The following is an 11,632-nucleotide window of genomic DNA, read 5'->3' on the forward strand; positions in this document are numbered from 1 at the left end:
CATAGGTAAGTGATGATGAAAAATAATTTTTAAATCATCATAGTAAATCAACACATGCACAATAAGAGCGAACGATTAGACTAACTAAAAATAGTTCGCCGCTAACGTCCCTGTTTGTATTCTCTTATCTATGACCATTCTAATTATATCATTGAGGTAATTTATGAAAAAGTTAACGACCGCTCTATCATCAGCTGGTATTTTGATGGCAATGTTAGGTTCTGGTTCTGCCATGGCTTACTCGGACCAAGTAATGGAACCAAGCGAAAGCTATGACACCGCTGTTAAAATTAGACAAGTCAACTATACTTGCCAAAGCAACAAGAAAGTAAGCGTGACTTATGGCTTTAATAAAGAGTATTTACCGACCTTTGCAGAAGCCAATCTGAACGGCAAAAAAAGATTTTTACCGATTAACTTAGGTCGTTCTGACAATGTTGGTACCGTGTTTGGTGATGAAGACAACTTTAGTATCATGACTGGCGCATTGCGTTTAAATAACTATCATAAATCATCGGCTAATATACAAAACGCTAAGAGTGAAATCCTTTATAAAGGTTGTAATGTTGCTTCTATCAAAAAGCTTAAAGGCTAGTTTCTAGTAGGTTGATACATAGATAAAAAAAGACCTTGTCACGTAATGTGGCAGGGTTTTTCATATTTAAGGGTGGAGCTAATACCTAATAAGCGTTAAAAAATGTGTCTGTCTACTGTAAAAAACAGAATATATCTTATATTCATCTACAATGAGGCAAGAGACGATTATAAATTTTATTTGGGCTATCTTGAAATTTCAGCTGTGAACTTGCAGTATACTCTTGATTGAGTTTTCATTGATAATCTTGAATATTATTAGAAAAGGAATTAAAAAAATGGGTATAGCTGATTGGCTTATGATATTTGCAGTTTTATTTGGGCCAATAATAGCTGTCCAGTTGACTAGATACTTAGATAGAATAAAGGAAATAAGAGAAAGAAAGTTGGATATATTTAAGACCTTGATGGCAACCAGAGCTTACAACGTTTCATGGGCGCATGTCGAGGCTCTTAATCGCATTGATTTAGAGTTTGACCATAATAATAAAAAAGAGAAAGCTGTAATTTCTGCTTGGAAAGAGTATCTTGATTTATTAAGCAATAGTTCTATTAACTCTGAACAGTGGAATATTAAGAGAGTGGATTTATTAGTTGAACTCCTGCATAAGATGGCAAAAGTCCTCAACTATGATTTTGACAAAATTCATATCAAAAACTCTTTTTACGCACCAACGGTTCATAGTGCAACTGAAGAGGAGCAAATAGCTTTGCGTCGTGGATTACTAGAAGTTTTAGAAGGAAAGAAGCATATACCAATATCTTTTCCTGACCTTAATAATTATAAAAAATAACTTTAAAGTATCTTAGGGTGCGTTCCCCACATCTATTCTAAGAACTATGTATTTTATCGGTGCGCTAGGCGCACCCTACATTTAATGCTCTGAAATAAAAAGACCTTGCCACATCACGCGGCAAAGTCTTTTTTATATCAAACATCTAATCTCAACTAGAACTTATAAAGCAAACCAAGCGTCGAGGTTGACTCAGTACGCGAGTCAACCATTGGGCTATCGTATTGTTCATTCGGCAAATAGCTTAAGCTTTGATTAGCAAACAATGCCCAACGTTCATTGAAATCATAGTTGGCACTAATGTTAACGTAAGGGTTCAAGCTCGAATTGGACTTATAAGCGGCGACGCCTGTTTCCGCTGACTCTTTTTCGCTGATGCCATAATAGTATTCATTATAGTCAGCATCGTTGTATTCGAAGCCAATGCTTGGATAGACTGTTAGCTTGTCTTTCGTAATTCTAGCAAGATAGGTCAAGCGGGCAGTATTGCCACCACTACGGTCTAAAACATCAGTCGCGATTTGAGCACGGAAACCACCGACGGGCGTGCGGCGCAAATAAGTCAGACCAGCAGCGACTGACGCTTCACGCTCATCAAGACCTTGTAATGCGCCTCTAGCATCATCAGGATCGAAATCGTTGCCAGCGAGCTGAGCATAAGCCGATAGCTGATTTTTGCCATCATTAATGATATAAGCACCCGCTTGAGCGCCGCGCACATAGAATCTATTGTTGTCATAAAAAGCGCCCGGCAACACACGTACATCGAGGCTGTCTTCCATATCGTAGGCTGAGTTGACGGCTATGACGTTGACGCCCACGCTTAATACAGCGTCTTGGTCAGTAGGTAAATTGTCCTTAAAAAGTGCAGCATTGGACATACTGGTGACACTAAATAACGCGGTAGCCGTTAATGCGCTAAGCATGACGCGCGTAGAAATATGAGGTAGCGCTACAGGTTTAAACATAATAAAGTCTCGTGAATGGATGAAATAATTGGGGGCAATCGTGTATAGTCAAGGAATTTTAAAATCGCTACAAGGCGAACGACCGCAGATAGTACACTGAGTACATCTAGGGCGGGTAACACGGTAGCGGTTTAAAAGTGCTCTGACTTATAGCAAGAAGCGAGTAAGGAAAACCTAACCAGTAAGCTGTTATCATGAACTATTTAGCAATGATAAATAACTATGAAGGTTTACTCAATGGTTTTTAATACTTGTAGTATTTGATCATGAATATCTTGCCACCACCAAATAAAGCCAATGCTAATCAGTAGCATCATTAGCCATGGTAGTAATTGCCAAATAAGGATAGATTTGGTCGGTGTTTCTTGTTCACTAAGGTGGCTGCGATTAGCATGAGTATTTAAGTGTGAGTTTACAGCAGAGTCGGGGTGGAAACTGCTGTTATTGTCAAAATCAACATTATTAAAGTGCTCGTTATTAGCAGAAGAATCAGTATCGCTGCTTGCTGGAAAATTGATATAAGTTGTTCGATAACGGTCTTCATAAGCAGCTGGATTAGGCATATTCTGTAACGCTATTGTCATACGCTGACGGTAGGCGATTGCGAATGCCAGTGCAACCACTAAGCCAGTCACCGCGCCGCCAATATGCCCCGCATTGTCGATACCGGGTACGGCAAAACCATAAACAAGGTTAATGCCCATGATAAATATCAAGCTTTTAAGATTGAGCACCATGCCATTGACCGATATTTTAAACAGCGCGGCTATTAATAGTGCTGCGCCGATACCCATGATGCCACCTGACGCCCCAGCCGATAGACCCAGTTGACCAGTTCCTTCTACAATACTGTGCCACGTGACATAGTTATTCAGTAAGTTGCCCCCGATCGCTGCCAGTAAAAACAATGCCAAAAACTTGGCTGAGCCAAACATCGGCTCGGCAATCTGCCCAAAGAAATACATGGCAAATCCATTAAACAATAAATGCATCAAGCCGATGTGTAAAAAGGCACTGCTGACCAAGCGCCACGGCTCATCACCCATGGTAAATGGCAATGCATTGGCACCCCATTTTAAGAGCGCCTCAGTCGATGGATTATTGGCGTCGACGCCTGTCAGTACCTGCATGATGAATAACCCAATAAAGCTGGCTAGTAATAGGGTGGTGACAGGGGCTGTTTTTAATAATTGTTGAATGGTCATAAAGGTGAGATATCATTAGAATGTTGTAAATAGAGTATAAAGGGTATGGTCAAATAATGTTATACATCTGCATGACATTATGATTTGATGATTAGTACTCTTAAAAGATTGGTGCCCTTAATAGTGGATCGTTTTAACGACCGTTTTAATGACAAATTTAACGATTAGCAACTTTGAGGTTCTCATAAGTGCCTTTTACCAATATATCAGTGGTAACCTTATTGATATCAGTGTGACCACAGAATGCCATCGATAGATCGCATTCTTTATGGATGATTTCCAGCGCACGTCGCACGCCATCTTCGCCATAAGCGCCCAGACCGTAAAGAAAAGCGCGACCAATCATCGTGCCTTTTGCGCCCAATGCGAGCGCTTTTAGTACATCCTGACCCGAGCGAATGCCGCTGTCTAACCACACCTCGATATCGCTATTTTCAGCCTGCACCGCTTGTACGATATCGGATAGGGCAGAAATGGAGGAGAGGGCGCCATCTAATTGACGACCACCGTGGTTTGAGACGACCAGTGCATCGGCACCGCTACGAGCAGCCATAATGGCATCTTCAGGTTCCATGATACCTTTAATAATTAATTTGCCGCCCCACATATCTTTGATACGTGCCACGTCATCCCAGCTCAAGCGCGGATCAAACTGCTTTTCCGTCCAAGCGGTGAGAGAAGATAAATCGTCGACGCCTTTTGCATGACCGACGATGTTGCCAAAGCTATGACGTTTGGTGCCCAGCATATTCATACACCACTGAGGCTTGGTCATCAAGTTGACGATATTGGCAAGTGTAGGTCTAGGCGGTGCAGACAAGCCATTTTTGATGTCCTTATGGCGCTGTCCCAGCACTTGTAAATCCGCGGTGAGGATCAATGCCGAACAATTGGCATCTTTCGCCCGCTGAATTAAATTGGCCACATAGTCATGATCGCGCATCACATATAGCTGAAACCAAAAGGGCTTGCTGGTATGAGTGGCGATATCTTCGATAGAGCAGATACTCATGGTCGATAGCGAAAACGGCACGCCGAATTTTTCTGCTGCCCGCGCGGCATGAATCTCACCATCCGCCCACATCATACCGGTAAAGCCAGTGGGCGCGATGGCGACGGGCATTTTTACCTCTTCACCAATCATCTGGGTTGCCAGACTGCGATTGTCCATATCTACCAATACCCGCTGGCGTAACTTGATACGGTCAAAGTCGGTTTCATTACTACGATAAGTCGTCTCAGTCCATGAGCCTGAATCGACATAATCATAAAACATACGCGGTACTTTACGTTCGGCAGCGCGGCGCAGGTCTTCAATTTCAGTAATTTTGCTCAAATTTTTCATTATGTTCTCACTACATCGTTTTTTATTGTTTGCTTGCTATGATTGTATGAAAAGTTGCTGTAAATCCATGACTGAAAATGGATAATTTAATCGTGTTGATGGTGTCAAAATCACCGGAATAGTGGTGGCAAATTCCATCATCAGTGCTTCGTCGAAATTAGCGATATCGACCTGTTTATAAGCAATCGGCTGTACGGCTTGAAACTGAGTCAGCACTTGCTTTGCGATGTCGCACAAATGACAGCCAGACGTTCCAAGTAACCACCATTTATCATTATTTTCAGCATCCCCTAGATCGGGGTTTGCAGCAACCATACGTTCTCGTAAGGCTTTTATATTATTATCATCGTACATACTTATTCTCTTGTCTTAATACTTGTCACAAAGTTTCGGTTTTTAGGACTTCGTTTGCCAGTATAAATACTGCCTGATCTTTTTTACGTAGACTCTATGGCATGATAAAGAAATGGGGTAAATAATGACAGCGATTGTGAGATTAGGTAAGATGACCTGCTGTTTTTAATTACTGGCTCTTCAGCTCATCTTATCTTATTACCTTTTCAATCACTTGGATATCGCGCATGGCAAGTTTTGGCAAATTTTTCAAACGATTATTGATGGCAATCATGCTATTGGTTGTCGCATTTCATGTATTAGTCGCTGGGCTACTATTAATTTGGAAAACGCAGCCGATTAATAACAGCATGTTTATGCTGACTCATCGTTTGACGGGTGGTACTGTCAGCCAAACTTGGGCGGAATACGATGCCATCGCAAAATCTGCCAAACAAGCCGCGATAGTGAGTGAGGATTCGACATTTAGTCAGCACAATGGTTTTGATTTTAAAGGCATTGAGGCGGCACGTAAGAAAAATGAAGAGACGGGTAAGATGTCTGCTGGTGGCTCGACGATTACCCAGCAGCTAGCAAAAAACTTGTTTTTGACCTCGCATCGCTCGTATGTTCGTAAAATTGAGGAAGCGATTATCACTGTCATGATTGAAACATTATGGGATAAGCAGCGTATCTTGACCGCTTATCTCAATGTGGCAGAGTTTGGCAATGGTATTTATGGTATCGAAGCGGCAGCTCAGCACTACTTTGATAAATCTGCGGCCAAGCTGAACCGTGATGAATCAGCCTTACTTATCGCTATGTTGACCAATCCAAAATACTACGAAGACAATCAGGGCGATAGACGTTTACGCAATAAACAACGTATTATCAAAAAGCGCATGAGCAATGCAGTGTTACCACAATCGGCTTAATGGATTGTACCTATGACCATTTAATAAATAGCGCTGTGTTTTTGAATGATAGTTTTAAGTGACGGTTTTGAATGGCAGTTTCAAGTAGTAATGGATGAAAAAAGAACCCTGATAAATTTCTTAGTGGAAAAGCGATTATAAAAGACAATTGGTATTGAAGATGATGGCGTATCGATAACGCAAAGGAGTAGTGACGTGATGGATGTGAATAATAAGCAGGACACTGATAGCAATAATACAGTGATAGCAGTTGATAATAAAAGCCATACAGAGAGTCACAATGACAATTTAACTGAGGTTGCATGGCAGCGTTCAGAAGACGGCAGCTATTCACCCAGCAGTTATATCAATCGCGACTTGTCTTTATTACAGTTTCATTTACGTGTCTTAGCGCAGGCGGCAAGTCCTCGTCATCCGCTACTTGAGCGCTTGTTTTTCTTGATTATTTTCTCATCGAATATCGATGAATTTTTTGAGATTCGTGTCGCAGGCATTATGCAAAAGCTCAATATGGGTGATGTCTCGACCAGTGTTCATGGCATGCGTCCCAGTGAAGTGCTGAATGAGATATCTACCGTAATGCACGACGCCATCGCTGAGCAATATCGTATTCTCAATGAAGATATCTTACCAGCACTGGCGCTTGAGGATATCCGTTATCTAAAACGCGACGAGCTAAATGCTGAGCAGTCGGCATGGATGAAGCGCTACTTCACTGAGCAAGTATCGCCAGTGTTGACACCGATTAGCATCGATCCGGCGCATCCGTTTCCGCGTTTGGTCAATAAGAGCTTAAACTTTATCGCTACTTTAGAAGGTAAAGATGCCTTTGGTCGTGATATCAATCTAGCGATTGTGCCCGCACCGCGCAGTTTGCCGCGCGTGATTCGCCTGCCTGATGAGCTGACAGGTGGCAAAGAGCATCACGTCATGCTCTCAGCTATTATTCATGAGCATATCGGTGAGCTGTTCCCTGGGATGAGTGTGACGGGCTGCCATCAGTTTAGACTGACGCGCAATGCCGATTTAGATTTGGCTGATGATGTTGAAGATATTGCTAAGGCTCTGGAGGGCGAGCTAGAAAACCGCCGCTTCGGTGATAAAGTGCGGCTAGAAGTCACCACCGATTGTCCAACGCCTATCAGTGATTATTTGCTTAATGAATTTGAGCTGCATGACAATCAGCTGTACCGCGTCAATGGTCCTGTCAACTTAACGCGCTTATTGTTTGATTTCAATATTCCAGCGCTGCGCTATCAGCCCTTTACCCATGTGGTGCCAAAAGAGTTCCGTCGTGAGATGGATAAGCTGGAAAAAGCAACCAGTATGTTTGCCGCCATGCGTAAAAGCGATGTGCTGGTGCACCATCCTTTTCATGCGTTTTCACCGATTATCAATCTGCTTTGGCAAGCGGCGAGCGATCCAAAAGTGTTAGCGATTAAGCAGACATTGTACCGCTCAGGCACCAATTCAGAAATTGTTAAAGCATTGGCTGCTGCTGCTCGTAATGGCAAAGAAGTGACTGCCGTCATCGAGCTGCGTGCGCGTTTCGACGAAGCCTCTAATATCGCCGTCGCCAATTATTTGCAAGAAGCGGGTGCGGTCGTTGTTTACGGGATTGTCGGCTATAAAACCCACGCCAAGCTGATGCTCATTGTGCGCCGTGAGGATGATCGAATCCGCCGCTATGTGCATTTAGGGACGGGCAACTATCATGCCGCCAATGCCAAAGTTTATACCGATTATGGTTTATTTAGCGCAGATCCTGATATCTCAGAAGATGTACATAATATATTTCAAGAGCTGACGGGAATGGGCAAGCCTGCCAATCTCAAAAAGCTGCTGCATGCGCCTTTTACCTTGCATGATAAGTTGATAAGCTTTATCGATGATGAAATTGCTCATGCAAAAGCCGGCAAGCGCGCTCATATTATCGTTAAGGTTAACGCTTTAACTGAACGTCGATTGATTAGCAAGTTATACGATGCCTCGCAAGCAGGCGTCAAAATCGAGCTCATCTTACGCTCAATGTGTTGTTTGCGTCCGCAAGTAAAAGGTCTATCAGAAAACATTACCGTACGCTCTGTTATCGGGCGTTTTTTAGAGCATACGCGTGTTTATTATTTCTATAATAATGGCGACGAGCGCTTATATTGTGGTAGTGCAGACTGGATGGATCGTAATTTATTCCATCGCGTCGAAGTGGCGTTTCCAATTGAAGACAAAAAACTATTCAAACAAGTATATCAAGACGGTTTACTTAACTATCTGAAAGACAATACCCAAGCGTGGATACTTAGCGGTGATGGTGTTTGGCAGCAGCTGCAACCAGCCGTAGGTGAAACGCCGCATACTGCTCAAGAGTATTTATTAAAAGTGATTAATGGCGTTGATGCATCAAGCTAGCTTAATATTTCAACGACATCTTCAAAGTGGTAAACACGTCTTTACAAACAATAAATACCAAGCAAAAAACCAAGTATAGAGTACTTTCTATGCTTGGTTTTTTTTGGATAAACGATTTGTCTGAGTTACAAACTGTCTTGTAACCTCACATTTATTCACATATTGATACGGCAGCACACTGGTGCAGTCCGTTATCTCATCCTTATAATCAAGGTCAGCCCTTACGCTATTATTAAACCGATTTGATGGTTTAATAAACAATTAGCACTCTAGTAATTCATGCAAAATTGCTCGTATTACTATCATTGATCGTATTACGAAAAAGAGCAGGGACTGCCTAAATCAACGAATTATAAAAATAGGAAACATCTTATGAGCAATACCGATAATGACACATCAGATATCAAAAAAGCTGTTGAGCAAGCAGATAGTCAGCAAATTGCGCGAAATCTCAAAGACAATAAAGCGGTCGATGCGCCTGAAGCATTAAGTAAAGACGAGCAAACTTCTTTTATTGAAGATGATTTGCGTACGGATAAATGATAAATAAGCTGTGATATAAATATTTGGATTAACTTATTTTATCTATTAATGACATATTGATGCGAGGGAACTGCAATGCCAAATAACACCCATCCAAATCATGAAGAAGCGGTACCAGTTCGTGATCCAGCCGCCTTACACCCAGACAATGCACAAGACAGTTATGAAGGTCGTAAGCACGAACCTAATATCGATGGTCCACAACAAGAGTCGCAAGAAACCGACGAGATATATGTTGACCCTCGTAAAGAAGAGAATTTACCCGCTGGCGGCAAGAACGTCGCAGATTTGAATGCCTATGACTTAAGCCAAGAAGGCAATGAATAGTACGGCTTACAGGCTAGGTTGAGCTGGGTATTAAATTAGGCTCACCATTTGCTAAACCGCCATAAAAACTCTAAGCACATTAAGCAATTGCCAAAACACGAATAACAATAATAAGGATATAGCTATGCAAACCAATGATCCAGCACTCACCAAGACACGCATCAGTGAAAATCATGACTCAACCAATAGTCATGATGCTGCTAATACCTTCCCTAGTAGACCTACTTCTAATGAGCATAGTGATAGTGGCATTGACAAGAGCATCACTGAAAATAAAGGAACGGATACTTTCAAAGAAGGCGTCGTTAACTCAGAGCATGTCAATGATAATGACAACCCCGCACGTCAGCCTGATCGCCGAGACCAAGAAGGTAATGCCTTTGATGATGGCGTGAATGAGCATACGATGGTTAGCGAGACATCCAAAAGCGAAGGTATTAACAACATGAATCGTTATGCAAATATCGATAATGCTCAAACACGGGTGTTAAATCCTGACGAAAAGGATTAATAGCTTTTTATGAAAAATTGATTAAATACAGATTTTTTATCTTTATAGAATGACTATTATGATAATAAATGATAATAAGGAGTAATGATGAATACGCCAGATGACAAGGCTGTCAACCAAGAAGACCATCAGTTAAGAGATGCGAACGATAACCATGGTATCGTACCTGACGATGCGCTACAAAAAGTCAATCCAGCAGCGGCAGAAAGGGCAACCGATGATCACGATCCCCATCATGTTGCGAAGGATAGTAAACAGTACGACAGCTCATTAATGAAAGATGATAAATAACCATTCATTTTGCTATAACGAAGTTCAAATAAAAGGCTAATAAGTGAAGTAGCAGACCAGAGCATGAAGCTTGGTTCGTTACTTCACTTATTATCTGTATAATTATTTATTGTATAAGAGGGTATCTAATCTAAAGTGATACCTAATCTTAGGTATTTAAGCAGGTGTGCCGCTATGAAAGCGTAGCTCATGATCTGGGCTAGAAATCAGTTCTGCTTCTACGTCTTTAAAAAATGCGACGCGCTCATCAATACTGTCCTCAGACAGTGATTGAGCCAAGGCTAAATAATCCTCAAAGTGACGACTCTCTGACTTAAGTAAGTAGCGATAATACTTTGCCAAGCGTTCGTCGTCGATGACCTCAGCAAGGGCGGCAAAACGTTCACAAGAGCGTGCTTCGATAAATGCGCCAATTATCAACACATCAACCATCGCTGCTGGCTCATAAGTACGTTTGTGTTTTAACATGCCTTTAGCATAACGTCCAGCACTCAGATATTTCCACGCCTGACCACGGTCATTCATAATACCTAAAACCTGCTCATAATGCAGCATTTCTTCGCGTATCAATTGTGCCAATTTACGCTGCAAATCATAAGAAAACTCATAGCGGAATATGAGATTCATGGCAGTGCCAGCGGCCTTTTTTTCGCAATTGGCATGATCTTGAATGATCATCGGTACATTCGCAATCGCCGCATCAACCCAAGCTTGTGTTGTGCGCGCACCCAAAAAATTATAAACAGCAGATAGGTCAACCTTGATTGGGGTGCGTAGCTTTGTGATATCAACATCGTCCTCTTCTATCTCGTCTTTTACTATACGAGGTTCTTCTATATTGCTGTCGTTCATAACTTTGTCGTTACTGTCCTTGGTTCTTATATCTTCTTTATTCATAGTTTTTGCCATAATCGAACGTTTAAAAAATCTTTTACTAATATTAGATAGATAACGGTTAAGCATAAATCCATGGAGTAATGATTACTGACAGTTTGTCTATGCGATATCAAGTATTGATCAATAAGCACTAATAAAACCTCTTAGCGCCTGTCTCATATAGATTATCATTATAATACAACCCCAGTATTTATCTAGTGAATGATGTTTTCTTGTTTATTTCTTTATTTGATAGTAGGATGATATTTTGCTTAAGCGCTATTTTGTCTTACTATTGATGTGTCGCCATATTGTGTTGTCGCAGTGGTGATGATTGCCAATGTTATGCAGTTGAAACCGTTTACAGTAGGTGCAAGGCAACCGAGCTCAAATCGTACACTGAGTACATTAAGCAAGGTTGACACCATCATCCGTTATAAATGCTTTGACCATGCTAATGGCTAATGCAGCAAAAATATAGGTTAATAGCATAGCATAAATAGT

The 11,632-nt window shown here is 41.5% G+C and carries 13 protein-coding genes; 8 read left to right on the top strand and 5 right to left on the bottom strand.

What is annotated here, in order from left to right; all coding sequences use genetic code 11:
* Positions 1–163: 163 nt before the first annotated feature.
* Positions 164–595, top strand: coding sequence for a DUF7606 domain-containing protein (locus ACP7AE_RS03935; protein ID WP_201540203.1), 432 nt, complete (start codon positions 164–166; stop codon positions 593–595).
* 277 nt (positions 596–872) lie between these two features.
* Entirely contained in the window at positions 873–1,388 is a 516-nt protein-coding gene (locus ACP7AE_RS03940; RefSeq protein ID WP_201540202.1) for a DUF6680 family protein, read from the top strand.
* A gap of 155 nt (positions 1,389–1,543) precedes the next feature.
* Here ACP7AE_RS03940 and ACP7AE_RS03945 read toward each other — a convergent pair whose 3' ends face one another.
* The 4 genes from ACP7AE_RS03945 to ACP7AE_RS03960 all read right to left on the bottom strand — a co-directional run bounded on the left by ACP7AE_RS03945 (position 1,544) and on the right by ACP7AE_RS03960 (position 5,260).
* Positions 1,544–2,356 (bottom strand): MipA/OmpV family protein, encoded by an 813-nt coding sequence (locus tag ACP7AE_RS03945; protein WP_201540201.1) that lies wholly within the window; start codon positions 2,354–2,356, stop codon positions 1,544–1,546.
* A gap of 230 nt (positions 2,357–2,586) precedes the next feature.
* The gene (locus ACP7AE_RS03950; RefSeq protein ID WP_426241489.1) at positions 2,587–3,561 is read right to left on the bottom strand and encodes a rhomboid family intramembrane serine protease; all 975 of its coding nucleotides are present in this window, start codon (positions 3,559–3,561) and stop codon (positions 2,587–2,589) included.
* 157 nt (positions 3,562–3,718) lie between these two features.
* Entirely contained in the window at positions 3,719–4,906 is a 1,188-nt protein-coding gene (locus ACP7AE_RS03955; protein WP_426241491.1) for an alpha-hydroxy acid oxidase, read from the bottom strand.
* 36 nt (positions 4,907–4,942) lie between these two features.
* Positions 4,943–5,260, bottom strand: coding sequence for a glutaredoxin family protein (locus tag ACP7AE_RS03960; RefSeq protein WP_426241493.1), 318 nt, complete (start codon positions 5,258–5,260; stop codon positions 4,943–4,945).
* Between the two features lie 227 nt (positions 5,261–5,487).
* Between ACP7AE_RS03960 and mtgA the strand changes: the two genes are divergently transcribed.
* The 6 genes from mtgA to ACP7AE_RS03990 all read left to right on the top strand — a co-directional run bounded on the left by mtgA (position 5,488) and on the right by ACP7AE_RS03990 (position 10,252).
* Positions 5,488–6,174, top strand: coding sequence for a monofunctional biosynthetic peptidoglycan transglycosylase (gene mtgA, locus ACP7AE_RS03965; protein WP_426241495.1), 687 nt, complete (start codon positions 5,488–5,490; stop codon positions 6,172–6,174).
* A 198-nt stretch (positions 6,175–6,372) separates the two neighbouring features.
* A complete protein-coding gene (gene ppk1, locus ACP7AE_RS03970) occupies positions 6,373–8,580 on the top strand; it encodes a polyphosphate kinase 1 (RefSeq protein ID WP_426241699.1) in 2,208 nt (735 codons plus the stop codon).
* Between the two features lie 372 nt (positions 8,581–8,952).
* Entirely contained in the window at positions 8,953–9,123 is a 171-nt protein-coding gene (locus ACP7AE_RS03975) for a hypothetical protein (protein WP_201540198.1), read from the top strand.
* A gap of 75 nt (positions 9,124–9,198) precedes the next feature.
* Entirely contained in the window at positions 9,199–9,450 is a 252-nt protein-coding gene (locus ACP7AE_RS03980; RefSeq protein ID WP_055125157.1) for a hypothetical protein, read from the top strand.
* A 124-nt stretch (positions 9,451–9,574) separates the two neighbouring features.
* Entirely contained in the window at positions 9,575–9,961 is a 387-nt protein-coding gene (locus tag ACP7AE_RS03985; RefSeq protein ID WP_426241498.1) for a hypothetical protein, read from the top strand.
* Between the two features lie 87 nt (positions 9,962–10,048).
* Positions 10,049–10,252 carry a hypothetical protein gene (locus tag ACP7AE_RS03990; RefSeq protein ID WP_201540196.1) on the top strand — a complete coding sequence of 68 codons (204 nt, stop codon included), beginning with the start codon at positions 10,049–10,051 and terminating at the stop codon, positions 10,250–10,252.
* 156 nt (positions 10,253–10,408) lie between these two features.
* Here the strand turns inward: ACP7AE_RS03990 and ACP7AE_RS03995 are convergent, their stop codons facing one another.
* Positions 10,409–11,104 (bottom strand): tRNA-(ms[2]io[6]A)-hydroxylase, encoded by a 696-nt coding sequence (locus tag ACP7AE_RS03995; protein WP_201540273.1) that lies wholly within the window; start codon positions 11,102–11,104, stop codon positions 10,409–10,411.
* Between the last annotated feature and the right edge of the window lie 528 nt (positions 11,105–11,632).

Source organism: Psychrobacter sp. TWP2-1-2 (genome assembly GCF_049896785.1).
Taxonomy (GTDB): Bacteria; Pseudomonadota; Gammaproteobacteria; order Pseudomonadales; family Moraxellaceae; genus Psychrobacter.

Bases quoted from the DNA above. Each gene is read 5' to 3' on its own strand.
- mtgA (WP_426241495.1), top strand. From the start codon at position 5,488: ATGGCAAGTTTTGGCAAATTTTTCAAACGATTATTGATGGCAATCATG.
- ACP7AE_RS03940 (WP_201540202.1), top strand. From the start codon at position 873: ATGGGTATAGCTGATTGGCTTATGATATTTGCAGTTTTATTTGGGCCA.
- ACP7AE_RS03985 (WP_426241498.1), top strand. From the start codon at position 9,575: ATGCAAACCAATGATCCAGCACTCACCAAGACACGCATCAGTGAAAAT.
- ACP7AE_RS03960 (WP_426241493.1), bottom strand. From the start codon at position 5,260: ATGTACGATGATAATAATATAAAAGCCTTACGAGAACGTATGGTTGCT.
- ACP7AE_RS03950 (WP_426241489.1), bottom strand. From the start codon at position 3,561: ATGACCATTCAACAATTATTAAAAACAGCCCCTGTCACCACCCTATTA.
- ACP7AE_RS03945 (WP_201540201.1), bottom strand. From the start codon at position 2,356: ATGTTTAAACCTGTAGCGCTACCTCATATTTCTACGCGCGTCATGCTT.
- ACP7AE_RS03955 (WP_426241491.1), bottom strand. From the start codon at position 4,906: ATGAAAAATTTGAGCAAAATTACTGAAATTGAAGACCTGCGCCGCGCT.
- ACP7AE_RS03995 (WP_201540273.1), bottom strand. From the start codon at position 11,104: ATGAACGACAGCAATATAGAAGAACCTCGTATAGTAAAAGACGAGATA.
- ppk1 (WP_426241699.1), top strand. From the start codon at position 6,373: ATGGATGTGAATAATAAGCAGGACACTGATAGCAATAATACAGTGATA.
- ACP7AE_RS03975 (WP_201540198.1), top strand. From the start codon at position 8,953: ATGAGCAATACCGATAATGACACATCAGATATCAAAAAAGCTGTTGAG.
- ACP7AE_RS03935 (WP_201540203.1), top strand. From the start codon at position 164: ATGAAAAAGTTAACGACCGCTCTATCATCAGCTGGTATTTTGATGGCA.
- ACP7AE_RS03990 (WP_201540196.1), top strand. From the start codon at position 10,049: ATGAATACGCCAGATGACAAGGCTGTCAACCAAGAAGACCATCAGTTA.
- ACP7AE_RS03980 (WP_055125157.1), top strand. From the start codon at position 9,199: ATGCCAAATAACACCCATCCAAATCATGAAGAAGCGGTACCAGTTCGT.